Origin of the sequence: Bradyrhizobium sp. SZCCHNR1002, from assembly GCF_032381435.1 — a bacterium.
Taxonomy (GTDB): domain Bacteria; phylum Pseudomonadota; class Alphaproteobacteria; order Rhizobiales; family Xanthobacteraceae; genus Bradyrhizobium; species Bradyrhizobium aeschynomenes.
In genome coordinates this window covers 523,898-549,245 of sequence record NZ_JAUHIS010000001.1, presented here as the reverse complement: position 1 = coordinate 549,245, position 25,348 = coordinate 523,898, and the positions used below count along the sequence as shown (strand labels likewise).

Here is a 25,348-nt window from a genome sequence, read left to right as displayed (position 1 = left end):
CCGCAATTGACTATAACCGCTCCGTCCCGCCGGGACGGGACGGATATCAGTTGAGGGGATCTCGATGACGCGCGAACTGTTCTGGCTGACGCTGACGGTCATTCTGACCGGGCTGCTGTGGGTTCCCTATATCCTGAACCGCTGCCAGATCCGCGGCCTCACCGGCGCGATGGCCAATCCGACCCGCAACGACAAGCCGCACGCGCCTTGGGCGACGCGGCTGATGTTCGCGCACGACAACGCGGTCGAGAACCTCGTGATCTTCGCGCCGCTGGTGCTGATCCTTAACGCGATCGACTACTCGACCAAATGGACCGTGCTCGCCTGCGCCGTCTATTTCTGGTCACGCGTCGCGCACGTCATCGTCTATGCGATCGGCTTGCCCGTGTTCCGCACGCTGGCTTTCGTGGTCGGCTTCGCGGCACAGGCGGTGCTGGCGGTCGCAATCTTCGGCTGGCTGTAACCCGTCAGCTACGGCAGATTATCCCGCAGGAAGATGTCGATGCGGATGCGCTCCTGATCGGGGCTGATCGGCTCGCCCGAGCAATGCGCGAGCAGGACCCGTGCCGCGGAGCGCGCCTCGTGGCCCGGATCCTGGTTGATGATGGCGTCGCACGTGCCGCGGACCAGGAACCGCCTCGTGTGCTGGGTCAGCTCATGCGTGATCCAGACCACCTCGCGCGCCCGGCCCGAGGCTTCCAGCGCATCGGCAATGCCGCGGTTGCCGGCGCCGCAGCAATAGATGCCGCGCAGGTCGCCATGGCGCGCGAGCAGCGTGGCAGTGAGCTCCCGCGTGCGCTCGCTGTCGTCGCGTCCCTCGAGGGCTGGCAAGGCGCGCAGGTTCGGGTACTCGCTGGACAGGATCTGGCTGAAGCCGAACTGCCGCTCGGCATGATCGCGCAGCGACAGCGATCCGGCGATGACAGCGACGGTCCCCTCCTGACCGCCGAGGTACCGTCCCATCAGCGTCGCCGCCGTCCGCCCCGCAGCCGGATTGTCGATCCCGACATAATGCAGACGGCGCGAGCTCGGCGCATCCGACACCAGCGTCACCACGGCAACGCCGCGGGCGGAGAGCTCGTCGATCGCGGCCCGCACTCTGGGATGGTCGAGCGCGATGACGGCGACGCCCTGATAGGCCGGCGACAAGGTCTCCAGCGCGCCGGCCAGCACGTCCGGATCGAACACGTCGACATGGATGATATCGATGAAGCCGCGCTGCCCGGCCAGCCACTCCGCGGTGTGCCGCACCTGCTCCGTCAGATTGGTCATGAAGCTGTTGCCGCCGGTCGGCAGCACGAAGGCAAAGCGGAAGCTCTGTCCGCGGGCGAGCCGCGCAGCGGCGATGTCGGCGCGGTAGCCGAGCTTCGCAACGGCGGCCTCGACCCGCGCAACCGTCTTCGCCCGCACGCCCTCGCGACGGTTGATCACGCGGTCGACGGTGGCGAGCGACACGCCCGCCGTCCGCGCGACATCTTCGAGCGTGGCCCGCACCGGCAACGGGGTCGCCTCAGCTGTCACGCGCGCGCCGCCCATAGCATGCCGCGGGTCATCAACGTCCGGATCTCAGGGACGTCGAGCTCGTAGGCGCGGTGGCCGAGGGAGGAGTAGAAGACCCTGCCCGCGCCATAGCGCTTCTTCCAGACCACCGGCATCACCACCCCCTCGATCCAGGGGGCGTGCTCGCCGGTGAAGGTGGTCGTGGCCAACACCTCGTTGGCCGGGTCGACATGCATGTAATACTGCTCGGAACGATGCTCGAAGCTCTTCAGGCCCTTCATGATGGGATCGTCCGGCCTGGTCAAGTCGACACGGTAATCGATGATATTGCCGGGGTGCGCGACCCACTGCCCCCCGCAGAGGAACTGGTAATCCACCGAATCGCGGAAGGCGTCGCACATGCCGCCATGATGACCGGCGAAGCCGACGCCGCTGCGGACCGCCGCGCAGAGGTTGAGCGCTTCGGCCTTTTCGATCTTGGACATCGTATAGATCGGGATGATCAGCGACAGATCGAAAATCGCGGGGTCCGCAAACGCCGCGGTCGTGGTCTCGATCCGCACCTCGAAGCCTTCCGCCTTGAGCCAGCCGCGGATCATCGAGGCGCACAAATCAGGGTCGTGCCCCGGCCAGCCGCCCCATACAATCATTGCCTTGCGCATGTGTCCGTCCTCAGTCGATCTGTCCGGTTTCGCGCCCCGCCGGCAGCATCGCCGGCCGCTCGACGCGGCTCTCGATCCTGACGCGCCGGCCTTCGCTGGCGGAGGTCTGGAAGGCCTCCATTACCTCCAGCACATGAAAGGCGAGCGCGCCGCTGGCGCGGTGCGGCCGCTCGTTCAGGATCGCGGTGGCCATGTCGGCGACGCCGATGGAGCGGAATTCGCCGTCGACGTGGCCGTGCGTCAGCGGCACCGTCTCCCAGTCGCCACCGGTCTTGGCGACCTGGACCTCGCCGCCGAAGCGGTTCGGGTCCGGTACCAGCATGCTGCCTTCCTCCCCATAGATCTCGATCGGCGCGTGTCGGTGCTTCGGCACGTCGAAGCTCATCGTGACCGACACCAACGCCCCGCTCTCGAATTCGAGCGTGCCCGCGACATGGGTGGCGACCTCGACCGGAATCAGCGTGCCATTCATCGGCTCGCTGGTGACGCGGCGCTCCGCACGCGGGCGCGCGGTCGAGCCCTGCACGCCGGCGACTGGCCCGAGCAGCTGCACGAGATCGGTGATGTAATACGGCCCCATGTCGAGCATCGGCCCGCCGCCCCGCAGATAGTAGAAGCCCGGCGCGGGATGCCAGCGCTCATGCCCGGGGCAGCCGAAGAACGCGCTCCCCGCCACGGGCTTTCCGATCGCGCCGTCGTCGATCAGCTTGCGCGCGGTCTGGTGTCCGCCGCCGAGAAAGGTGTCGGGGGCACAGCCGACGCGCAGGTTCTTCTGCGCGGCGAGCTCGATCACCTTGCGGGCCTCGGCGACATCGATGCCGAGCGGCTTCTCGGAATGGACGTGCTTGCCGGCATTCAGCACCGCAAGGCTGACATCGGTGTGGGCGAGCGGCACGGTGAGATTGACGACGATCTCGACGTCATCGCGCCTGAGGAGCTGGTCGACCCGCATGGCCGGCAGGCCGAAAGCAGCACCCTGCCGTTCGGCGACGTCGCTGCGCATGTCGGCGAGTGCCTTCACTTCCAGGACGGGGAAGCGCTGGGCCGCCTTCAGATAAGCGGAGCTGATGACGCCGCAGCCGACGATGCCGATGCCTACTCTTCTCATTGTGGTCTCCGTGAGGCCCCGTTCATCCCTTGACCGCACCCGACGTCAGGCCGGCAACGATGTGCTTCTGCGCCAGAAGGAAGAGGATGATGGTGGGGAGGATGGTCAGGGTGATGAAGGCGAGGATCAGGTGCCACTCGGACGAATACTCGCCCTGATAGACCATGATGCCGAGCGGCCAGGGATACAGCGCGTCGGAGTTGAGCATCACGAGCGGCAGGAGATAAGCGTTCCAGCTGTTCACGAAGGTGATGGTGCCGACGGTCGCCAGGATCGGACGCGACAGCGGCAGCGTCACATAGCGGAAGAACTTGACGTAGCTGCAGCCGTCGACCAGAGCGGCTTCGAGCAGCTCATAGGGGATGTCCTTGAAGAAGCGCCGCAGCAGCAGCACGCTCATCGCGAGGCTGAAGGCGACCTGCGGCAGCGCCACGCCGAAGTAGGTATCGAGCAGCCCGAGATCTCGCACCTTGATGAACAGTGGCAGCACCGCGGTCGCCGCCGGAAACAGCAGGCCTAGCGTCAGATAGCTCAGCAGCATCGAGCTTCCGAAGAACCGGACATGGGCGAAGGTGAACGCCGCCATGGAAGCGACGATCAGGGTCAGGGCCACCGTCAGGGTCGAGATGATGAGCGAGTTGCGAAGCAGCTGCCAGTAGCGACCGGACAACAGGATCTCGGCATAGTTCTGCCACTCCCAATGCTGGGGAAGGCCGAACGGATTGACGCGCAATTCGCCCAGAGATTTGAAGCCGCCGAGGAACGTCGCAAGCAGCGGCACCAGCACGAAGATGGCGACGAGTGTCAGGAACGCCGCCTTGAACAGTGCCGCGGGATCGAACGGCGCTGTTGTGGTCTCTGTCCTATTCATCGCGCATGAACCATCGCTTGTAGGTGAAGGCAAAGGTCACGCAGATCACGAACAGGATGACGCCGATGGCGCTGCCGTAGCCGACGCGCATGCGCGAGATGCCGTTGTTGTAGAGGAAGCTCACCATCGTGTTCGAGGAATCGGCGGGCCCTCCGCGGGTCAGCGGCATGACCAGGTCGAACAGCTGCAAAGAGCCAACGACGGCAAAGAACACCGACAGCCGGATCGTCGGATAGAGCAAGGGGACGACGACGTGACGCAGGCTCTGCGCCCGCGTCGCGCCGTCGATCCGCGCGGCCTCGACCAGGCTCTTGTCGATGCTTTGCAGCGCCGCGATGAACAGCATCATGTGGAAGCCGAAATATTTCCAGACGATGACGATCAGCACCGCCAGCATCGCCGTGTCGGTCGAGGCCAGCAGATGCGGCGGCTCGGCGCCGAAGCTGCGCCAGATCGAGGCGACCAGGCCGTAATCGCCGTCATAGACGAAGCTGAAGATCAGCCCGGTCGCGATCTCGGCGAGAATGTAGGGCATGAAGAACAGCATGCGCAGCGCCACCGCGCCGCGGAACCGCTCCGCGAGCATCAGGGCCAGCGCCAGGGCCAGCGGCAGCTGCACGCACAGCGAGACCGCGATGATCAGGCCGTTGTTGCGCAGCGCCAGCCAGAACGCGCGCGTCTCCAGCACAAAGCGGTAATTGTCGAGCCCGATCCAGTTGGTCGGCTTGCCGAAGCCGTTCCAGTTGAAGGCCGAGTACCAGGCGGCCTCGCCGATCGGCAGCACGACGAACAGCGTGAACAACATCAGCGCCGGCGGCAGGAACAGGATCAGGACGGTGAAGCGGCCGTCCCAGCTGGGCCCGCGCACCACCTGGGCGGCGCGCGATGGCTGCGCAACGCCCATCGCCGGCGAACTCGCAATCGGTCGCGCCACGTCAATTGCCCTGCTTGCGCGCAGCCTCGATCGTCTTGGCCGCCTCCTGCGGGCTCATGCTGCCGCCGGCGATCTCCGCCGAGGCGTCGTTGACGACGCGACCGACCGAAGGACCGAGGCTCTGATCGTAGAAGTTCTGGTGATAGTTCGACTTCGCCAGATTCGACGCGATCTGCTTCATGAAGGAGTTGTTGAGGCCGGCGTCGGCGCCCTGCACCACCGGAACGATGAAGTTGCCGGCCGCAAGCCGCGTCTGTACGTCCTTCGAGATGAAGTATTTGAGGAAGTCGACCGCTTCCTTCGGCGAGCCCTTCGTGATCAGCCAGCCGGTGATGCCGCCGAGCGTGTCGGTCGGCGCGCCCTTGCCGCCCGCCACCGTCGGAAAATCGAACCAGCAGATCTTGTCCTCGCCCAAGCCCACCTTGTCGGCCGCGAGCGCCCGCTGGAGATTGTAGACGGAGCTGATCGCGAGCGTCATCGCCGCCTTGCCGTCGCCGAAATAGCCCACGGCCTGCGGGTTCTTGAAGCCAAGGAAACCGTTCTGGAACGGCTGGAGATCGACCAGCTGCTTGAACAGCTCGCCGGACTTGACGAAGGTGTCGCCGGCGAAGCCGCCGTTCTCGCCGCGCAGCGCTGCCTCGAAGGCCGGCTTGCCGCCGATACGCACGGCGAGATGCGTCCAGTAGAAGTGCAGCGGCCATTTGTCGGCGCCGCCGACCACGATCGGGGTCACGCCCGCCGACTTCAAGGTCTTCACGGCCGCCAGCAGATCGTCCCAGGTCTTGATGGCAGCGGGATCGACCTTCGCCTTGGCCATCAGCTCCCTGTTGCAGACGAAGCCGACCTGCGACAACGCGGTCGGCAGGCCGTAGACGTGGCCATTGTCGGTGAAGGCCGCGAGCGCTGCCGGGGTCAGGCTGTCGCTGTAACCCTTCACCTGATCGGTGATGTCCTCCAACACACCGGCTTCGATCTGCGCCTTCAGGACGCCGCCGGCCCAGCTGTAGATGATGTTCGGCCGGTCCTTGGATTGCAGGATGGTCGGCAGCTTGGCCTTGTAGGCCTCGTTCTCCAGGAACTGCATCTCGACCTTGACGCCCGGATGCGACGCCTCATAGGCGCGGGCGACCTCCTCCCAGATCTTCACCTGGGCCGGGTTGACCTCGATGTGCAACCATTTGACGGTGGTGTCGGCGCTCGCGGCGTTGGCCCAGAGCAGGCATGCGGCAGCGGCGAGTCCCAGCTTCGCGAGCAGTCTCATCACAGTCCTCCCAACCATCTTCTTTTGTTGCGGTAATCCTGTCCTCAAATTTTGAGGTGCGCAACTAAAATTCTGATCTATGCACCTCACTCGGAGGCGTCTAAGCTTTGGAGTCGAGCTGGGCGGCGCGTCGCCCCACGAAAATCAAAGTCGGGAGATGTCCATGGCTGCCACTTATTCCGATCTCGCCCATAAGGTCGTTCTCGTGACCGGCGGCGCATCGGGAATCGGCGCAGCGACCGTGCGGCGCTTTGCACAGCAGCGATCCACCGTCGTGTTCTTCGACATCAAGGCCGATGAGGGCCGCGGCCTGGAGCGCGAATTGTCGGGTCAAGGTCTCAGCGCGCATTTCCAATGCGTCGACCTGACCGACATCGCCGCCTTGCGGGCAGGCGTCGCGGAGGCACGCAAGGCACACGGCGCGATCAACGTCCTCGTCAACAATGCCGCCAACGACGAACGACACAGCACCGAGGAGATGACGCCGGAGTATTGGGACGACCGCGTCGCGGTCAACCTGAAGCACCAGTTCTTCGCTGCGCAGGCCGTGCTGCCGGACATGAAGGCTGTGAATGCCGGCGTCATCATCAATTACGGTTCGATCTCATGGATGGCCGGACAAGGCGGCATGGCCGCCTACACGGCGAGCAAGTCAGCCGTGCTCGGCCTGACGCGCTCGCTGGCGCGCGACTACGGCCCCTACAATATCCGCGTCAACGCGATCGCGCCGGGATGGATTATGACCGAGCGCCAGCTCGAGAAATGGATGACCCCGCAAGGCGAGGTCGAGCTGATGCAGCGGCAATGCCTGAAGCGGAAGCTGATTCCCGACGAGCTCGCGAAGTTCACCGTCTTCCTCGCCTCCGAGGAGGCATCGGCCTGTACATCTCAGCACTACGTCGTGGATGGCGGCTGGGTGTGAGTGACTGCTCCGTCGGTCTATCGCGTCGCAGTCCCCTCAGGTGCAGCGCGCCTTGAAGTTGGCTGCGGTCAGCCTCGTCATCACGTCGTTGAGATGCGCCTGGTCGCGCGTCTCGATCACCAGCTCCAGCAGGGTCGCCTTGGCGGGCAGGTCGGAGAAGGTGCGCTGATGCGACACCTCGATGATGTTGGCGCCGGCATCCGCGAGCAAGGCCGACACGGCCGCGAGCTGCCCCGGGCGGTCGACGATGTCGATCGACAGCTGCGTCAGCCGCCCCTCGCGCGCAAGCTCGCGGGTCAGCACCGAGGCGATCAGGCGGGTGTCGATGTTGCCGCCGCTCAGCACCAGCCCGACATTGCGTCCAGCGAACTGCGCGGGGTGCGCGAGCACCGCCGCGAGGCCGACGGCGCCGGCGCCTTCGACCACCGTCTTCTCGATCGAGATCAAGGTGGCCAGCGCCCGCTCGATCTGCGGCTCGGTGACGAGCAGGATGTCGTCGACGAGGTGGCGGATGATCTCGGTCGTGATGCGGCCAGGCGACTTCACCGCGATGCCTTCCGCCAGCGTATCGCCGCGCATCGGCAGGCCGCTAGCGTTGATGGCGTTGAACATCGACGGATAGAGCTCGGCCTGCACGCCGATGATGCGCAGGCCCGGCTTGAGGGCGCGCGCCGCGACCGCCATGCCGGAGATCAGGCCACCACCGCCGATCGGCACCACCAGCGTGTCGAGCTCGGGGACCACCGCCAGCATCTCGAGCGCGACCGTGCCCTGCCCCGCGACGATCAGCGGATCGTCGTAGGGATGGATCATGGTCATGCCCTTGGCCGCACCGTGCTCCCTGGCGAACGTGCCCGCCTCCTCCAGCGTAGCTCCGGAGATCATGACGTCGGCGCCGTGCCGTTTGGTGTTCTCCACCTTCACCATCGGCGTGCCCACCGGCATCACGATGGTGGCGGGAATTCCGAGACGCCGCGCGTTGTAGGCCACGCCCTGCGCATGGTTGCCGGCGGACATCGCGATCACGCCGCGCTCGCGCTGCTCGGCTGACAGCGCGTTCAACCGGTTCAGCGCGCCGCGCTCCTTGAACGAGGAGGTGAACTGCAGGTTCTCGAATTTGAGCCAGATGTTGCAACCGCAGATCTCGCCCAACGTCCGGCTTTGGTTGCAGGCGGTGGCCAGCACCGCGCCGCCGATGGTGTCCGCGGCGGCGCGCACATCGCTCAACGTCACGGGCAGCGCGGTCAGATCGATGGCGGTCATGGCTCTGCCCATCCTTCAACGTGCATCATTGCACAGCGATGCCGACGAAGCGCCGGCGCTCGCACGATATTGCCGATACGAGCCGACCGCCGGCGCGGTCGGACGGTTCGCGTCGAGCTCAGGCCCCGAGATCGGGCAGCCCAAGCATCAGCCTCATGTTCTGCACGGCCGCGCCCGAGGCGCCCTTGCCGAGATTGTCGAGGCGCGCCACCAGCACCGCCTGGTGATGCTTGTCGCTCGCGAACACATGGAGCTCGAGCTTGTTGGTCTCGTTCAGCGCCTCCGGCTCGAGCCGGCCGCTCCTGGCCGCCGCGCCGTCGAGCGGCATCACCGAGACATACTTGCTGCCGGCATAGTGCTTTGCCAGGGCGGCCTGCAGGTCCGCACCACCGGGCTTGCCCGGCAGCGTGTCCAGTTGCAGCGGCACCGAGACCAGCATGCCCTGCCGGTAGTTGCCGACCGAGGGAATGAAGATCGGCCGCCGCGTCAGTCGCGAATAAAGCTGCAGTTCCGGCAGATGCTTGTGCTCGAGACTGAGGCCATAGAGCTCGAAATTGGGCGCGGTGCCGTTCTCGTAAGCCGCAATCATCGTCTTGCCACCGCCGGAATAGCCGCTCACCGCATTCACGGTGACCGGATAGTCCTGCGGCAGCAGGCCGGCATCGACCAGCGGCCGCAGCAGCGCGATGCCGCCGGTCGGATAGCAGCCGGGATTGGAGACCTTGCGCGCGCTCCGGATCTTGTCGGCCTGGTCGGCCGCCAATTCGGGAAAGCCATAGGCCCAGTCCGGCGCGACCCGATAGGCGGTCGACGCGTCCAGCACCTTCGGCGCCGACGAGCCCATGCCGTCGATCAACGCGACGGTCTCCTTGGCCGCGTCATCCGGCAGGCAGAGGATGACGAGATCCACCTCAGCCATCAGCTCGCGCTTGGCGGCGGGATCCTTGCGCCTGTCGTCGGCGATCGTCTTCACGACGATGTCGTTCTGATGCGCCAGCCGCTCGGCGATCCCGAGGCCGGTCGTCCCCGAGCCGCCGTCGACGAACACGGAACGGGTCGCGGCGCCGGTTGCGGTGTGAGCCTTCGGCGGGCTGCTATCGATCACGGTCATGACACGCTCCTTCAGGTCTGGGGTTCGCCGGCAAAGGCCTGGGGCCGCGCCTGCCGCATGAGAGAGGAAATCTGTTGCGAGCCGATGTCGGACTGCTCGCCGAGCCTGGCTGCAATCGCCGCGTAATCCGCTTCGGACTTGTGCTGATTGAGCTTGAAGCTGCCCTCGACGGTCTCGATCGTCATGACGATTCCGACGATCGCCTTGCGCATCGCCTCGAGGCGTCCCGCCGTCATCTTGTCCGAGGTCCACGGCTTCTTCGGCAGCAGGCGCTGCTCGAACTTGGCACTAACCTCGTCCACCTGCCGCGCAAGCTCAGCCTCGGACAGGATCCGCGCCGTGCCGGTCAGATGCACCGCCTGATAGAGCCAGGTCGGCACCTGGTCGGGCGACACGTACCAGTCGGCCGAGACATAGGCATCGGCGCCGCTCACGGCGAGCAGCCAGGGCGTCGCGCCGTCGGCAACCTTGGCCAACGGATTGTTGCGCGCGACATGAAAGAACGCCTGCGGCGTGCCGTCGTTCAGCGCCCCCAGGTGAAACGGCACCAGCGACGCAATCGGCTTGCTGCCGTCCCACGCGCAGACCGTGCCGAACCCGCGCGCGTCCGCAAAGCCGAGGCTCGCGGCGCGGTCAGGCTTGAAGGGCGGTGGCGTGTACATCGGAAACTCCTGCTGGACGAAGGAGCCGCCTGATCAATCGCGCTGCAAGGAGAAGGATTGCCGCGGGACCGGATCCGGCGGCAAGGGCTGTGATCTCAAACGCAGATCATCGCCCGTACCGCGGGGGTACGACGGCGCATTCCGGCGATCATGTTGGTCGCTGCGTGGATCATGGGCGCAGGCGTATAAGGCCGCACGGTTCCTGCGTCAAGATCGCAACTCTCCGGCGCGCATCAGACCGCACGCCAGAGCCATTCCATGATGCGGCCGATGATGTCGCCAAACAGCAGCAGCACCGCCGACCACATCAGCGCCGAGACGAAATTGGCAACCTGGAACACGAGATAAGGCATCTCGAAGATGCCGGCCGCCAGCGGCACCGAGGCGCGCAACGGCCCGAAGAACCGGCCGATGAAGATGCTCGGTACACCCCAGTCGCGCACGAAGGCTTCGCCGCGCGGCAGCAACTCCGGATAGCGCGACAGCGGCCACATCTGGGCGACACGATCCTTGTAGCGGTAGCCGAACCAGTAGGAGACCCAGTCGCCGAGCGCTGCACCGATGCCGCCGGCCAGCCACACCGGCCAGAAACTGATGCCGGTCGCCCCGATCAGGGCGCCGATCGCAACCAGGGCGCCCCAGGCGGGAATCAGCAGCGAAATGAAAGCGAGCGACTCGCCGAAAGCGAGCAGCAGGACGATCGGAGCAGCCCAGGCCTGATGGTCGCGCACGAAATCAGCAACCGCGCGGCCAAAATCTTCCATCTGCTCGATGCCTTTCCCGCTATGGAGCCCTAAGTCCTTGAAGGCTTTCGCGGTTCCCTGACTCAGACTGGTACGCCACCGGGCCCGCCCACTTCAAGTCACAACAACCGGCCGTCTGCGTGAACGAAGGTCCATCGGCCCAGGGAACGGGCGAAGGCGGTGCCGGAGCGCCCAGGGGCGATGTTTCCGGGGTCATTGTTTTATGCCCGTCCATGGCATAGTCAGGCTCAACGATTCGTTCCATCTTGCGCGAGCGCAACATCAAATTCCATGGGTAAGCCGTTGAAATCAGCTGCAAAAGCCAAGGGCAAGGGTGTCGCCGACCCGTTGGCGGCGTTCGCCGCCAAGGGCAAGGCCCCGGCCAAGCCAGCCGCCCGCGCGGCGGGTGCGGAGGGCGATTACACCGCCCGTGACATCGAGGTGCTCGAGGGCCTGGAGCCGGTGCGCCGCCGGCCCGGCATGTATATCGGCGGCACCGACGAGAAGGCGCTGCACCACCTGTTCGCCGAGGTCATCGACAACTCGATGGACGAGGCGCTCGCCGGCCACGCCACCTTCATCGAGGTCGAACTCGACGCCGAGGGTTTCCTCACCGTGACCGACAACGGCCGCGGCATCCCGATCGATCCGCATCCGAAGTTCCCGAAGAAGTCGGCCCTCGAAATCATCATGTGCACCCTGCACGCGGGCGGCAAGTTCGATTCCAAGGTGTACGAGACCTCGGGCGGCCTGCACGGCGTCGGCATCTCCGTGGTGAATGCGCTGTCGACCCGGCTCGAGGTCGAGGTCGCGCGCAACCAGAAGCTCTACCGCATGATCTTCGAGCGCGGCCATCCGAAGGGCAAGCTCGAGGAAATCGGCAAGGTCGCCAACCGGCGCGGCACGAGGGTGCGCTTCCAGCCCGACCCGACCATCTTCGGCGCCAAGGCGACGTTCAAGCCGCAGCGCCTGTTCAAGATGGCCCGCTCGAAGGCCTATCTGTTCGGCGGCGTCGAGATCCGCTGGAAGTGCGACCCGTCGCTGCTGAAGGGCATCGAGGACGTCCAGCCCGAGGCGACCTTCCATTTCCCCGGCGGCCTGAAGGACTACCTGGCGGCCGCGATCCACGCCGACACGCTGGTCCATCCCGACATCTTCGCCGGCAAGTCCGGCCGGACCGGCGGCCATGGCGGCTGCGAATGGGCGGTGGCCTGGACCGCCGACGCCGACGGCTTCCTGTCGTCCTACTGCAACACGATTCCGACGCCCGATGGCGGCACGCACGAATCGGGCATCCGCAGCGCCCTGCTGCGCGGCCTGAAGGACCACGCCGAGCGTGTCGGCCAAGGCAAGCGCTCAGCCAACATCACCTCCGAGGACATCATGGCGGGCGCCGCCATCATGCTCTCGGTGTTCGTGCGCGAGCCGGAATTCCAGGGCCAGACCAAGGATCGTCTCGCTACCGCCGAGGCTCAACGCATCGTCGAGCAGGCCGTCAAGGATCCGTTCGACCATTGGCTGTCCGGCAACCCGGTGCAGGCAAATCGCCTGCTCGACTTCGTTGTCGAGCGCGCCGAGGAGCGCATCCGCCGCCGCCAGGAGAAGGAAACGGCGCGCAAGACGGCCACCAAGAAGCTGCGGCTGCCGGGCAAGCTCGCCGACTGCACCGACGCCGGCACTGAAGGCTCCGAGCTGTTCATCGTCGAGGGCGATTCGGCCGGCGGCAGCGCCAAACAGGCGCGCGACCGCAAGAAGCAGGCTGTGCTGCCGCTACGCGGCAAGATCCTCAACGTCGCCTCCGCCGGCAAGGACAAGCTGACCGCCAACGCCCAGCTCGCCGATCTCGTGATGGCGATCGGCGCCGGCACCGGCACGTCGTATCGCGAAGAGGATCTGCGCTATCAACGCATCATCATCATGACCGATGCCGACGTCGATGGCGCCCACATCGCCTCGCTGCTGATCACCTTCTTCTACCGGCAGATGCCGCGGCTGATCGACGAGGGCCACCTGTACCTGGCCGTGCCGCCGCTGTATCGGCTGACCCACAACAGCAAGACGTTCTACGCCCGCGACGACGCCCACAGGGACGAGATCCTCAAGCGCGAGTTCAACGCCAACGCCAAGGTCGACATCGGCCGCTTCAAAGGCCTCGGCGAGATGATGCCTGCGCAGTTGAAGGAAACCACCATGGATCCGTCAAAGCGAACCCTGCTCCGGGTGACGCTGATCGCCGATGATCGCGACGGCACCGCCGACTCCGTCGAACGCCTGATGGGCACCAAAGCGGAGGCGCGCTTCGCCTTCATCTCGGAAAAGGCGGAGTTCGCAAGCGACGAACTGCTCGACGTCTAGCTTTTGACCCAACTTCTCGCATCGATTGCAGGTTCCACGCACTCGCGTGGGCCTGCTTTTTCTTTTTATAAACAATCTGTTACCATCGCGCTCGACGTCCCGCACCGCACTTTCCCCTCCACTGTGCTCAACCGGCAACAGCTTTTGGGCACCAATCGGCTATAGTTCAGGCACATCCGGCGAGGGAATCGCCGCCGCTTTCCGGTCTGTCCGACCCGTCGATCTCTTGGGGAATTGAATATGAAAAAGCTTTTGCTTGCTGCGACCGCGGTGGTGGCGATGACGGGTGCAGCGTCGGCTGCCGATCTGGCCGCCCGCCCCTATGCGAAGGCTCCGATGGCTGCGCCGGTCGCGCCGAGCTGGACCGGCTTCTACATCTTCGGCGGTGGCGGTGGCGGCCTCTGGAACGCTGACACCAACATCGTCAGCACTGCGACGGGTGCCGCTCTCATCGGCCTCAACCAGAAGCAGGGTGGCGAAGGCTGGCTGGGCACCGCCGGTGCCGGCTACGACTGGCAGGTGACCCCGAGCTGGGTGTTCGGTATCCTGGCTGACGGTCAGTTCGGCAGCATCAAGGGCACGATCCAGGATCAGGGCCCGTTCATCGCCGGCAACATCAAGAACGACTACTCGTGGGCCGTCGGCGCGCGCGTCGGTTATCTCGTTGCCCCGAACGTTCTGTCCTACGCCAACGCCGGCTACTCCAGCTCGCACTGGAAGGGCACCACTCTCCTCAGCACGGTCACTGGCGCGCCCTCCGGCCTGCACACCGACGGCTTCGATCGCAGCGGCTGGTTCATCGGCGGCGGCGTCGAGAACAACCTGAACTTCTTCGGCATCACCGCGCCGGGCTGGTTCATGAAGACCGAGTACCGTTCGGCCTTCTACGACCGCAAGAACATCACCGAGCGCGTGGATGGCACGAACGCCGCGTTCGGCCGCGACATCACCTTCAAGCCGTGGGTCCAGACCATCACCACCTCGCTGGTCTACCGCTTCAACTGGACCGGCCCGGTGGTCGCCAAGTACTGAGCCGTCCCCACTCGGCATCTCGAATTCGCTGCGAAAAGCCCCGGTTGATCTGGGGCTTTTTGTTTTGACGCGCGATCCGCTGGTCATCCGTCCCTTCCGCCGCTAGCTTCCTCTTCACAAAACTTCACAAAAAAGACGGCTGCAGCGTCTCCCATGCGGTGACGCCGGTCGACGAGGGAGGAAAAGGCCATGCGGAGATTCCTGATGATCGGCGGCCTGCTTCTGCTCGCCGTCGGCCTGCTCTGGGTTGGTCAGGGCACCGGGGTGGTGGCGTGGCCGCGGACCAGCTTCATGATCAACCAGCTGCAATGGGCCGGCTACGGTGTCGGCATGGGTGCGCTCGGCCTGGTGATGATCTGGCAGGGCACCTGCTGACCCTTTTTTCAAATCAATCTGGAGATGATGCATGGCGGGCCGTTTCGACCTCAAGGGCAAGGTTGCGATCGTGACAGGAGGCAATGGCGGAATCGGTCTCGGCATGGCCCGCGGGCTCGCTGAGGCAGGCGCCGATATCGCCGTTGTCGGCCGCAACGAGGTCAAGTCGCAGACAGCCGTGGCCGATCTCACCGCCCGGGGCGTCCGGGCCGTCGCGGTCACGGCCGATGTCAGCAACAAGGACGACGTCGCGGCGATGGTTGCGCGTGTCACGGCAGAGCTCGGCCGCATCGACATCCTGATCAACAACGCCGGCATGAGCATCCGCAAGCCGCCGCACCAGCTCGAGCTGGAGGAATGGCAGCAGGTGATCGACACCAATCTCACCAGCGCCTTTCTGTGCTCGAAGGCCGCCTACCCCGCACTCAAGGCCGCAGGCCGCGGCAAGGTCATCAATATCGGCTCGATGCTGTCGATCTTCGGCGCCAGCTTCGCGCCGGCCTACGCCGCCAGCAAAGGCGGCATCGTGCAATACACGCGCGCTTGCGCCTGCGCCTGGGCGCCCGACAACATCCAGGTCAATGCCATCCTGCCGGGCTGGATCGACACCGATCTGACGCGCGCGGCCCGCAAGCAGATCGACGGCCTGCACGACCGCGTGCTGGCACGCACGCCGTCAGGACGTTGGGGCGACATCGACGATTTCGCCGGGATCGCCACCTTCCTGAGCTCGCCCGCTTCGGACTTCGTCACGGGCACCGCGATTCCGGTCGACGGCGGCTATTCGATCATGGCGTGAAGCCGGCCCGTCAACGCCGGAAGCTCTTGATCTCGGAGACGCTGCCGTCGCGGTAGGTCAGCTCGACCGAGACGAACTTCGTCGCCGGCGGCAGCTTGAGGTAGGGCATGGCGTTGGAAGGGATCGCGATCGGATCGCGCATGTCGCAGCCGGGCATGTTCAGCACCTTGTCCGGCACGGTGCTGTCGATGCCGATGCGCACCTCGCGGATCGCGCAGCGGTACGACATCAGATGCGTGTAGTAGACCAGCAGGCCGTTGAACTCGCGGAACGACAACCAGCTGGTCGCGGTCATATCGAGGATCTTGCGCTGGTCGCGCACCAGCGCGACCTCCGGCTCGAAGCGGATCGGAAACGGCCCCTGCATCTCGCCTGATGCATCGACATAGCGGACCTGGATAGTGCCGGCCGGCGCATCCGCGGGCAATTGGATCGAGGGATTGGGCATGCGCTTGCGCGTGCGCGGATCGAGCACGTCCATGAAGCCGGTCTCGCGGAAGTCTCCGCTCTCCCCCATGCGCCAGGAAATGCCGAGCGTGGGATCGGCGATCGAGAAGGTGACCGTCCAGCCGCCATTGTGGCGCGAGAACATCGCAATCGGCGCGTTCAGGATCTCGTTGGCCGGAGGAATGCGCGGCGCGGAGACGGGAGGAAGCGCTGCGAGCTTCTGCTGCGGCTCGGCGGGCTTGTCGGCGGCGGCCGGCCCCTTTGCCATGCCGTTGAGGAAGACGTCGTCGACCATCTGGTCGAAATAGACCGGGATCTGCTTGTGACGCACGGTCTCGGCGAGCTCGCTGACCGCGCGCCGAGTCCGCTGCGCCACCTGCACCAGGTTGACGCCGGGCTGCGTCAGCTCCTTGGCGAAGGTGCGGGTGAATACCGAGTTCGGATTGGCGTCGTCGTTCGAGAGCCGGTCGAGCGCCGTCTGCCGAGGACCGGCCGAGAACACCGAGAACACGCCCTCGGGCAACTGGGTCATCGGCGCGAGGCCGCCGGCACCTGCGACCGCGCGCGTGCCCGAACGCTCGAACGGATTGTTGCGGCAGGCGTCGAAGACGAGAATCGAGGTGCGCGCCTTCTTGTTCTGCAGCCGCTCGATGATGCGGTCCGCGAGGATCGAGGCGTCGCGCACCAACTCTTCCTGTCCTTCAGTCGCAGCCGGCACGTCGGTCGGCAGCAGGAAGTTCTGGCCCGCAATTTCGAATCCGTGGCCGGCGTAGAAGAAGAATGCGGTGTCACCGGACTCGACGGCGTTGTCGAACGTCAGCAATGTCTGGCTGAACTGCTGGCGATTGAGATTCTCGGCGACCATGACGCTGAAGCCGAGCTGCTTCAGCGTGTCGCCCATCGTGCGTGCGTCGTTGACGGCCTTCTGCAGCTTCGGAACGAAGCGGTAGTCGTTGTTGCCGATCACGAGCGCAACGCGCTTCTCGGCTTGTGCGGCGGCTGGCGCCAGAACCACCACCAGCACCGCCAGCCCGCACGCCAGCCACGTCCGCATCGATCTCATCGTTCGTCCCTGCTCTCATCGCGTGGGCTGCCGCCTTCGATAGTCGGCGGTACGCCGCCCCCGGTTCATGCCCGAACCGCCTGCGGCCGCTCCTCCCCGCCGAACACACGCCGCAATTCCGTCGACAATTCGACCAGAGCGCTTTCCGCGACCGGCCGCCAAGAGCTTCGGAGCACCCGAATACGACAGCTCGACGACAGGTTGCCTGCAAATAATGCAAAAACATTAAGCTTTTTCGGCACTTCCTCCCCCTCTTCCATTGACTTTGCGGGATTCGCCCCTATCTTCCCGTTCAGCGCGGCCGGGATCGGATCCGATTCCCACACATTGACCGCGGGTCAGCGTAAGTCAGAACACCCCCAGCTTCCTTAGAGCATGCCGTTTCGGGGTTGAACGCGACCACAGCCTTTTACCCCTCGATTCCTAACGGCGGCGTCGAATAGAGGCCCCGTCGCCTGTTGGCGCGTGACACAGAGGCTCGATGTCCTTTTCCAATCTCGGCTTGTCCGACAAGGTGTTGGCTGCAGTTGCGGCCACCGGTTACACCACCCCGACCCCCATCCAGGAACAGGCGATCCCTCACGTTCTGGCGCGCCGCGACGTGCTCGGCATCGCCCAGACCGGCACCGGCAAGACCGCCGCTTTCGTCCTGCCGATGCTCACCATTCTCGAAAAGGGCCGCGCCCGGGCGCGGATGCCGCGGACCCTGATCCTGGAGCCGACGCGCGAGCTGGCCGCCCAGGTCAAGGAGAATTTCGACCGCTACGGCGCCGGACAGAAGCTCAACGTTGCCCTTCTGATCGGCGGCGTCTCCTTCGGGGACCAGGATGCCAAGCTGACCCGCGGCGTCGACGTCCTGATCGCCACCCCCGGCCGCCTGCTCGACCACACCGAGCGCGGTGGATTGCTGCTCACCGGCGTCGAGCTCCTGGTCATCGACGAAGCGGATCGCATGCTCGACATGGGGTTCATTCCGGACATCGAGCGCATCTGCAAGCTCGTCCCATTCACCCGCCAGACGCTGTTCTTCACCGCGACCATGCCGCCGGAGATCCGGCGCATCACCGAGGCCTTCCTGCACAATCCGCAGAAGGTCGAAGTGTCGAAACCGGCGACGACGGCGGTCACCGTCACGCAGCTGCAGGTGCCCTCGGGACGCGAGGCGCATCAGAAGCGCGAGGTGCTGCGCAGGCTGTTGCGGGATGCCAAGGATCTCAACAACGCGATCATCTTCTGCAACCGCAAGCGCGACGTCGCCATCGTTCACAAGTCGCTGCAGAAGCATGGTTTCAGCGTCGGCGCCCTGCACGGCGACATGGACCAGTCGGCCCGCACCGCGGCGCTCGATCAGTTCCGCAAGGGCGAGCTGCCCTTGCTCGTGGCCTCCGATGTCGCGGCACGCGGCCTCGACATTCCCGAAGTGAGTCACGTCTTCAATTTCGACGTTCCGCACCATTCGGATGACTACGTTCACCGCATCGGTCGTACCGGCCGCGCCGGACGGACCGGTACCGCGATCTCGATCGTCTGCCCTGCCGAGCAGAAGTCGATGGTCGCGATCGAGAAGCTGATCGGACAGAGCATTCCGACCATCGAAGGCGACTACGAAGTAACCGAGGCCGCGCGCGATGATGATACGCGTGAGCGCCGTCCGCGCGACAGTTCACGCCGCAGCCGCGGCAAGACACCGCGTGAGCGCGAGCCGCGTGAGCCCCGTGAGCGCGAGCACCGTGAACGCGAGCCGCGCGAGCGCGAGAGGGAGCCGCGTCCGGCCGCAGCCGCCCCGCGCTCGGCCCAGCCCGCCTCACCTCGACCCGCACCCAGCGCCCGGAGCGAGCAGCCGCGCAACGAGCAGCCTCGCAATGAATCCCGACGGCCGCGACGCGACCACGACAACGAGCCGGCCGATCATTCGCATCTGCCCGCGTTCCTGCTCCGTCCGGTCCGCGCGCCGCTCCCCTGAGCGGTCCAAGCTCCGGGCTCCGCAGACAGGGGCGCTCGGAGTTCCGCCCGCGTTTTCTTCTGCTGGTCTCACATGGGTTAAGTTGTTCGATCGCGAGTGCAGCGCGATCGTGACTGATGCTGCGTGCTGGCGACGCTCCGACGCAGCTAATTGCGCGCTTATGCAGCTCATTGAACATATGGAATGACGGCCATCCTGTAAGCGTCGCTTGACGTTTGCCCGTGACTCTACGGCCGTATTTACCCCTGGTTCACACACGTCCTTTAGCTTGGCCGGCATTGTTTAAATTCATTGCTGTGACGGCGACGCGGGCGATTGGGGAGAACCTGTTGTGGTCAATGCGCTTGATGAACACGAACGCACGATAGCCTTCGCCGAGGTCGCGCTCAGCCAGATCAAGACGTTGCGTCACGCGGCCAACCCGCGCAACTACGAGATCTGGTACGTCTATGCGACGGGCTACAATGCGCAGCTGAACGAGATCATCAACGGAACGCTGTCCCGCAACGGCAAGCTGTCCCAGGCCGATCTCGACCAGCTCTATGAATCCTATCTCGCGCATCTCAAGACGTCGGACCGCATCGACAAGGTCGGCGCGCGCGTCGTCGGCGAGATCGACGACCTGATGACCATGATCACGGACGCTCTCGGCCGGACTGCGAGCTACGATGCGAGCCTCGCAGGCGCCGACCGGATGCTCGCCGCGGCCAACAGCCGCGAGCAGCTCGTCGATATCATCGAGGCGCTCGCGCATTCGACCAAGCAGATGCGGGAGACCAACCGGGTTCTCGAGGAGCGGCTGTCGCTGTCCAAGGACGAGATCAGCGGACTGCAGCACAGCCTCGAAGCGATCCGTGCCGAGAGCCTGACCGATCCGCTCACCGGGCTCGGCAACCGCAAATATTTCGACCGGATGATCGAGACGGCGGTGCAGACGGGGCTTGCGACCGATCAGCCGTTGTCGCTGCTGATGTTCGACATCGATCACTTCAAATCGTTCAACGACTCCTACGGTCACCTCACCGGCGACCAGGTCCTGCGCCTCGTGGGAATGACCCTGAAGCACGCCATCAAGGGCCAGGACATCGCCGCGCGCTACGGCGGCGAAGAGTTCGCGGTCGTGCTGCCGAACACTTCGCTGCGGCAGGCGTTGACCGTCGCCGACCAGATCCGTCGCGCCGTGACCGCGAAGGAGCTGAAGAAGAAGTCGACCGGTGAGATCCTGGGTCGCGTCACCATTTCGGTCGGCGTGTCGATGCTCCGCGCCGGCGACGACACCGATGCGCTGATCGAACGCGCCGACGCCTGCCTCTATGCCGCCAAACGCGGCGGCCGCAACAAGGTGGTGTGCGAGAGCGATCCCGAATATGCGGCGGCCACGCGCGGCCAGGTCGCCTGACGGCAGCCGACCTGCGGCGTTGCCAGCACCCTCAGCGCGTTCGCGAAGCGGCCCCGCTGCGCGTCTTGCGGCCGGTCGCGGCCGCCTTCCCTGCGGCCGCCTTGCCGGCGCTCTTGGCAGCCTTCCGCGTCTTGGCCGGCTTCACTGCCTTCTTGGCCGCCCGGGGCTTCGCTTCACTTGGGGCTGGCTTGCTGCGCGACGCTCCGCGCTTCGTCCTGGTCCGTTTGCTCAGGGCGGCCCTCTGGGCTGCCGCAAACGCCTCTCTTGCCCAAACTGCAAACTCGTCGGTGTCGTCGAACAGATGCGCCGGCACCTGCCAGTACGACCGCACGGTCATGGTCCGCGCGCGCGTTTCGTACGAAAACGGCTTGGATCCTGCGGCCTCGAACTTCCCGAAGCTCGCTTCGTCGGCCCGCAGATAGAGGCCGCTGCGCAGTGCCAGCGCAAAGTTGATGCCGTCCGCAGAGATCCCGAAACCGGAAAACATCCGCCGGATCGTGACCGGACCGAAGCCCGCGAACAGATCGATCAGGAACTCGCGGTCCATCGCGACACCTCCCGCCAACACCCAGTTGCTCCCTGGGTTTGTCGGTCGGGAACGTGGCGCGTGTCAATGTCCGGAACGCGACAGGTCCGGATCCAGTGCTGACGGAAAGCGAACGGTCACACCTCGGCCGGCTTCAATTGCACCGACTCGCCGCACCCGCAGGCGCTGATCTGGTTCGGGTTGTTGAAGACGAACTGGGCCTGCATCTTGTCGGCCTGGTAGTCCATCTCGGTGCCCAGCAGGAACAGCACCGCCTTGGGATCGACGAGGATCTTGACGCCCTTGTCCTCGACGACCTCGTCGGTCGGCCGGACGTCGTGGGCATATTCGACCGTATAGGACTGGCCGGCGCAGCCGCCGTTCTTGACGCCGACGCGCAGGCCGATGATCTCGGACTCCGCGCGCTCGGTCAGCTCGCGGATGCGCGTGGCTGCCGCATCGGTCAACCGCATCACCTGGGGACGGGGCCGCGGCTTGGGCTTGCTGGCAACTGGCGTGTTCGTCATATCGGTCATCTGGTCAATCCCGGCGTTCGATCAATCCGACCGCCATTCAAACTTCGTGCCTCACCACATGTTGAGCACGAGGCGTGCCTCGTCGCTCATCCGGTCCGGCGTCCATTGCGGCTCCCAGACGATGCTGACGTTGACGATGCCGACGCCCGGGACACTCGCAATCGCGTTCTCCACCATCGTCGGCAGCTCGCCGGCCGCCGGACAGTTCGGCGTCGTCAGCGTCATCAGCACGTCGACGCTGCGGTCGTCCTTGATGTCGACCTTGTAGATCAGGCCCAGCTCGTAGATGTCGGCCGGGATCTCCGGGTCGAACACCGTCTTCAGCGCCGCGATGATTTCGCTGGAGAGCCGTTCGGTCTCCTCCATCGGCAGCGCCGAATGAGTTTCGATAGTCTGAGTTTTGACGTCGGCGGTGTCGGTCATGCAAACAAATCCTGCGCCTTGATCAATGCCTGTACCAGCTGATCGACCTCTTCCCTCGTATTGTACATGCCAAACGAGGCCCGGCAGGTCGCGGTGACGTTGAATCTCTCCAAAAGCGGCATCACGCAATGCGTGCCAGCCCGCACGGCGACGCCCTGGCGGTCGATCACGGTCGCGATGTCGTGGGCGTGCGCGCCCTTCATCTCGAACGAGATCACCGGCCCCTTGCCCTTGGCGGTGCCGATCAGCCGCAGCGAATTGATCTCGCGCAGCCGCTCTTGCGCATAGGTGAGCAGGTCGTGCTCGTGCGCAGCGATGCGCTCCTTGCCGACCGAGTTGACATAGTCGATGGCAGCGCCCAATCCGACTGCCTCGACGATCATCGGGGTGCCCGCCTCGAAACGGTGCGGCGGGTCGCCATAGGTGACGACATCGCGCGAGACCTCGCGGATCATCTCGCCGCCGCCATTGAAGGGGCGCATCGCGGCGAGCCGATCGTATTTGCCGTAGAGCACGCCGATGCCGGTCGGCCCGTACAGCTTGTGACCGGTGAAGACGTAGAAGTCGCAATCGATGTCCTGCACATCGATGGCCAGATGCACCGCCGCCTGACTGCCGTCGACCAGCACCGGAATGCCGCGCGCATGCGCGATGCGCACGACCTCCTTCACGGGCACGAGTGTGCCGAGCATGTTCGACATCTGCGTGATGGCGACCAGCTTGGTCTTCGGCGTGAGCAGCTTCTCGAACTCGTCGATCAGGAAGTTGCCGTCGTCATCGACCGGGGCCCATTTGATCACAGCACCCTGGCGCTCGCGCAAGAAGTGCCACGGCACGATGTTGGAATGGTGCTCCATGATCGAGAGCACGATCTCGTCGCCCTCGCCGATGTTCGGCCCGCCCCAGGACGACGCCACGAGGTTGATCGCCTCGGTCGCGTTGCGGGTGAAGATGATCTCCTCGCTGCGCCGCGCGTTGAGAAAGCGCGTCACGCGCTCGCGGCCGCCCTCATAGGCTTCGGTCGCGGCATTGGCGAGATAATGCAGGCCGCGATGCACGTTGGCGTATTCGCTGGTGTAGGCCTGCGTCATGCGGTCGAGCACCGCGCGCGGCTTCTGCGCCGAGGCGGCGTTGTCGAGATAGACCAGCTTCTTCCCATAGACCTGCAGCGCCAGCGCCGGAAAGTCCTCGCGGATGCGGGCGACGTCGTAGGAACCGTTGGCGACGGCCGGATGCGTGCTCATGCGCGCGCCTCCATCCAGTCCTGGGCGGAAGCGATGACGCGCTCGCGCAAATCATCGTCCTCGATCGCCTCGATGGCCTCACCGACGAAGGCCTGGATCAGCAGCGCCTGCGCCTGCTTCTCGGGAAGACCGCGGGCACGCAGATAGAACAACAGGCTGTCGTCGAGCGCGCCGGCAGTGGCGCCGTGGCCGCAAGAGACGTCGTCAGCGAAGATCTCGAGCTCCGGCTTGCTGTCGGCCTCGGCCTCATCGGACAGCAGCAGCGCCCGCGTCATCATCTTGCCGTCGGTCTGCTGCGCGTCCTGGCAGACGATGATGCGTCCCTGGAACACGGAGTGCGCGCGATCATCGAGCACGGCGCGAAAATTCTCACGGCTGGTGCAGCCGGGCACCGCGTGATCGACCACCAGCGTCATGTCGCCATGCTGCTTGTCGCGCAGCAGGTTGACGCCGTTGACGATCAGCTCACTGCCTTCGCCCGCCATGGTGAAGAACGCCTGCAGCCGGCTGACGGCGGCGCCGCTGGTCATGTTGAACAGGTTGAGCCTGGACTTGGCGCCGACCGTGAACAGTTCGAACGAGACGTTCACGGCGTCAGCGGCATCGCGCATCAGCCGGACATGCGACAACTGAGCCTCGTCGCCGACCCACACCACCGCGGCATCGTTGGCCTGGTAGGCGCCGGCGCCGGCGGCGGCGATCGCGCTCTCGACCAGAGCCACGCGCGCGCCCTGCCCGACCCGCACATGCGAGCGGCTATAGCGCGCCGTCTTGGAGGCGGTGGCGACATGAATGAGTTGCAGAGGCGACGAGAGCTGCGTGCCGTCGGCCACCGTGACCACGACGCCGTCGGTCACGAGCGCCGCGTTCAGCGACAGCATGGGATCGCTGGTCTTGGTGAGCAGCAAGTCGCCACGGGAGTCATTGGATTGCTCGTCGAGAACCGCGCGCAACATCCGCACCGTCACGCCGGAAGGCAGTGCCGCGAGATCCGACAGATCGGTGGCAACGACGCCATCGACCAGCACCAGCTTGGTCGCGCCTTCGATCGCAGCCTCTGCAACCGCAGCCTTCGCCCGCGTCAGCGCTGCGGCATCGGGCGGGCCCGCCAGCGGCAGAACCTCGCGCACCAGCGCGCGCAGGTCGGTGTACTTCCATTCCTCGATGCGCCGGTGCGGCAGGCCGGTGCGCTCGAAGGCCGCGAAGGCTTCGCGCCGGATCTCAGCCACCTTGCCGGTGCCGGGCAGCCGGCCCTGGGCGGCAGCGAACACGCTGCTCGCCGCCGGACCGCTGTCGTTCTTGACCAAAGCTACGTTCATCACAGATCCATTCAGGCCAGCGATCAGGCCGCGTCTTCAAACTGGGCGTAACCGGACGCCTCCAGCTCGAGCGCGAGCTCCTTGCCGCCGCTTTTCACGACGCGGCCCTTCGACATCACGTGAACGACGTCGGGCACGATGTAGTTCAGAAGCCGCTGGTAGTGGGTGATCACGATCATCGAGCGCTCGGGCGAGCGCAGCGCATTGACGCCGTCGGCGGCGATGCGCAGCGCGTCGATGTCGAGGCCGGAATCCATCTCGTCGAGGATGCACAGCGACGGCTGGAACAGCGCCATCTGCAGCACCTCGTTGCGCTTCTTCTCGCCGCCGGAGAACCCGACATTGACGCCGCGCTTGAGCATGTCCTGCGGGATGTTGAGCGACTTCGAGATCTCGCGGACCTTCTTCAGGAAGTCCGGCGTCGAATATTCCTCCTCGCCGCGCGCCTTGCGCTGCGCGTTCAGCGCCGTACGCAGGAAGGTCATGGTGGCGACGCCGGGAATCTCGACCGGATATTGGAACGCCAGGAACACACCCTTGGCGGCGCGCTCATCCGGCTCCATGGCGAGCAGATCCTCGCCCTTGAACAGGATCTCGCCGCCGGTGACCTCATAGCCCGGCTTGCCGGCGATGACGTGGGACAGCGTCGACTTGCCGGAGCCGTTCGGTCCCATGATCGCGTGGACCTGGCCGGCGTCGATTGTCAGCGTCAGCCCGTGGAGGATCTCGCGCTCCTCGACGCGGACCTGCAGGTTCTTGATTTCCAGTAGTGCCATGGTTGTCTCTTCTGTCTGTCCCTCGTCCCGAGGAGCGCCACAGGCGCGTCGCGC

The 25,348-nt window shown here is 65.4% G+C and carries 25 protein-coding genes; 8 read left to right on the top strand and 17 right to left on the bottom strand.

Translation table 11 applies throughout. The annotated features are described in order from the left end of the window. Positions 1-64: 64 nt before the first annotated feature. Positions 65-463 (top strand): MAPEG family protein, encoded by a 399-nt coding sequence (locus QX108_RS02390; RefSeq protein ID WP_315719966.1) that lies wholly within the window; start codon positions 65-67, stop codon positions 461-463. An 8-nt stretch (positions 464-471) separates the two neighbouring features. On the opposite strand, the gene QX108_RS02385 is transcribed toward QX108_RS02390, so the two are convergent. Genes QX108_RS02385 through QX108_RS02360 form a run of 6 tightly spaced genes read right to left on the bottom strand, consistent with a single transcriptional unit; the run spans position 472 to position 6,336 of the window. Next, entirely contained in the window at positions 472-1,521 is a 1,050-nt protein-coding gene (locus tag QX108_RS02385) for a LacI family DNA-binding transcriptional regulator (protein WP_172109203.1), read from the bottom strand. Beyond that, complete coding sequence (locus tag QX108_RS02380) at positions 1,518-2,162, bottom strand: ThuA domain-containing protein (RefSeq protein WP_172109205.1); 645 nt, start codon at positions 2,160-2,162, stop codon at positions 1,518-1,520. The genes QX108_RS02385 and QX108_RS02380 overlap by 4 nt, the downstream gene beginning before the upstream one ends. Before the next feature lie 10 nt (positions 2,163-2,172). Continuing rightward, on the bottom strand, positions 2,173-3,270 hold the full coding sequence (locus tag QX108_RS02375) for a Gfo/Idh/MocA family oxidoreductase (RefSeq protein WP_315779041.1): 1,098 nt from the start codon (positions 3,268-3,270) through the stop codon (positions 2,173-2,175). Positions 3,271-3,292: 22 nt separating this feature from the next. Next, entirely contained in the window at positions 3,293-4,141 is an 849-nt protein-coding gene (locus QX108_RS02370) for a carbohydrate ABC transporter permease (protein ID WP_315779043.1), read from the bottom strand. Beyond that, a complete protein-coding gene (locus QX108_RS02365; RefSeq protein ID WP_315779045.1) occupies positions 4,134-5,075 on the bottom strand; it encodes a sugar ABC transporter permease in 942 nt (313 codons plus the stop codon). The genes QX108_RS02370 and QX108_RS02365 overlap by 8 nt, the downstream gene beginning before the upstream one ends. A gap of 1 nt (position 5,076) precedes the next feature. Beyond that, positions 5,077-6,336: an extracellular solute-binding protein gene (locus QX108_RS02360; RefSeq protein WP_315779047.1), complete on the bottom strand. Its 1,260-nt coding sequence runs from the start codon at positions 6,334-6,336 to the stop codon at positions 5,077-5,079. Positions 6,337-6,499: 163 nt separating this feature from the next. On the opposite strand from QX108_RS02360, the gene QX108_RS02355 reads away from it, so the two are divergent. Then, complete coding sequence (locus tag QX108_RS02355; RefSeq protein WP_315779048.1) at positions 6,500-7,258, top strand: SDR family NAD(P)-dependent oxidoreductase; 759 nt, start codon at positions 6,500-6,502, stop codon at positions 7,256-7,258. A 36-nt stretch (positions 7,259-7,294) separates the two neighbouring features. Here the strand turns inward: QX108_RS02355 and QX108_RS02350 are convergent, their stop codons facing one another. The 4 genes from QX108_RS02350 to QX108_RS02335 form a co-directional block, all read right to left on the bottom strand. Continuing rightward, on the bottom strand, positions 7,295-8,521 hold the full coding sequence (locus tag QX108_RS02350) for a threonine ammonia-lyase (RefSeq protein ID WP_315719960.1): 1,227 nt from the start codon (positions 8,519-8,521) through the stop codon (positions 7,295-7,297). Positions 8,522-8,639: 118 nt separating this feature from the next. After that, positions 8,640-9,632 carry an N-acetyl-gamma-glutamyl-phosphate reductase gene (gene argC, locus QX108_RS02345; RefSeq protein ID WP_315779051.1) on the bottom strand — a complete coding sequence of 331 codons (993 nt, stop codon included), beginning with the start codon at positions 9,630-9,632 and terminating at the stop codon, positions 8,640-8,642. A gap of 11 nt (positions 9,633-9,643) precedes the next feature. After that, the gene (locus QX108_RS02340; protein ID WP_315719958.1) at positions 9,644-10,294 is read right to left on the bottom strand and encodes an FMN-binding negative transcriptional regulator; all 651 of its coding nucleotides are present in this window, start codon (positions 10,292-10,294) and stop codon (positions 9,644-9,646) included. Between the two features lie 233 nt (positions 10,295-10,527). Continuing rightward, entirely contained in the window at positions 10,528-11,058 is a 531-nt protein-coding gene (locus QX108_RS02335) for a DedA family protein (protein WP_315779053.1), read from the bottom strand. 270 nt (positions 11,059-11,328) lie between these two features. Here QX108_RS02335 and parE point away from each other — a divergent pair, with 270 nt between their 5' ends. The 4 genes from parE (at position 11,329) to QX108_RS02315 (ending at position 15,598) form a co-directional block, all read left to right on the top strand. Next, a complete protein-coding gene (parE, locus tag QX108_RS02330; RefSeq protein WP_315719956.1) occupies positions 11,329-13,392 on the top strand; it encodes a DNA topoisomerase IV subunit B in 2,064 nt (687 codons plus the stop codon). Positions 13,393-13,632: 240 nt separating this feature from the next. Then, a complete protein-coding gene (locus tag QX108_RS02325; RefSeq protein WP_315719955.1) occupies positions 13,633-14,424 on the top strand; it encodes a porin family protein in 792 nt (263 codons plus the stop codon). Between the two features lie 189 nt (positions 14,425-14,613). Continuing rightward, positions 14,614-14,799, top strand: coding sequence for a hypothetical protein (locus tag QX108_RS02320; protein ID WP_009027935.1), 186 nt, complete (start codon positions 14,614-14,616; stop codon positions 14,797-14,799). A gap of 31 nt (positions 14,800-14,830) precedes the next feature. Next, complete coding sequence (locus QX108_RS02315) at positions 14,831-15,598, top strand: glucose 1-dehydrogenase (protein WP_315779055.1); 768 nt, start codon at positions 14,831-14,833, stop codon at positions 15,596-15,598. Between the two features lie 10 nt (positions 15,599-15,608). Here the strand turns inward: QX108_RS02315 and QX108_RS02310 are convergent, their stop codons facing one another. Then, positions 15,609-17,099: a caspase domain-containing protein gene (locus QX108_RS02310; protein ID WP_409998476.1), complete on the bottom strand. Its 1,491-nt coding sequence runs from the start codon at positions 17,097-17,099 to the stop codon at positions 15,609-15,611. A gap of 490 nt (positions 17,100-17,589) precedes the next feature. On the opposite strand from QX108_RS02310, the gene QX108_RS02305 reads away from it, so the two are divergent. After that, positions 17,590-19,071, top strand: a complete 1,482-nt coding sequence (locus QX108_RS02305; protein WP_315779059.1) for a DEAD/DEAH box helicase — start codon at positions 17,590-17,592, stop codon at positions 19,069-19,071. A gap of 331 nt (positions 19,072-19,402) precedes the next feature. Then, positions 19,403-20,470 (top strand): GGDEF domain-containing protein, encoded by a 1,068-nt coding sequence (locus QX108_RS02300; protein WP_315779062.1) that lies wholly within the window; start codon positions 19,403-19,405, stop codon positions 20,468-20,470. 31 nt (positions 20,471-20,501) lie between these two features. Here QX108_RS02300 and QX108_RS02295 read toward each other — a convergent pair whose 3' ends face one another. From QX108_RS02295 to sufC, 6 genes are all read right to left on the bottom strand, one after another. Continuing rightward, the gene (locus QX108_RS02295) at positions 20,502-21,017 is read right to left on the bottom strand and encodes a TfoX/Sxy family protein (protein WP_315779064.1); all 516 of its coding nucleotides are present in this window, start codon (positions 21,015-21,017) and stop codon (positions 20,502-20,504) included. A 116-nt stretch (positions 21,018-21,133) separates the two neighbouring features. Next, positions 21,134-21,523, bottom strand: a complete 390-nt coding sequence (locus QX108_RS02290; RefSeq protein WP_315779508.1) for an iron-sulfur cluster assembly accessory protein — start codon at positions 21,521-21,523, stop codon at positions 21,134-21,136. Between the two features lie 60 nt (positions 21,524-21,583). Next, positions 21,584-21,955 carry an SUF system Fe-S cluster assembly protein gene (locus QX108_RS02285; protein WP_315779066.1) on the bottom strand — a complete coding sequence of 124 codons (372 nt, stop codon included), beginning with the start codon at positions 21,953-21,955 and terminating at the stop codon, positions 21,584-21,586. Then, a complete protein-coding gene (locus tag QX108_RS02280) occupies positions 21,952-23,199 on the bottom strand; it encodes a cysteine desulfurase (RefSeq protein WP_315779068.1) in 1,248 nt (415 codons plus the stop codon). Before QX108_RS02280 ends, QX108_RS02285 begins: the two co-directional genes overlap by 4 nt. Continuing rightward, positions 23,196-24,518: a Fe-S cluster assembly protein SufD gene (gene sufD / locus QX108_RS02275; protein WP_315779070.1), complete on the bottom strand. Its 1,323-nt coding sequence runs from the start codon at positions 24,516-24,518 to the stop codon at positions 23,196-23,198. The genes QX108_RS02280 and sufD overlap by 4 nt, the downstream gene beginning before the upstream one ends. A 23-nt stretch (positions 24,519-24,541) precedes the next feature. Further along, positions 24,542-25,294: a Fe-S cluster assembly ATPase SufC gene (sufC, locus tag QX108_RS02270; protein WP_315779072.1), complete on the bottom strand. Its 753-nt coding sequence runs from the start codon at positions 25,292-25,294 to the stop codon at positions 24,542-24,544. Between the last annotated feature and the right edge of the window lie 54 nt (positions 25,295-25,348).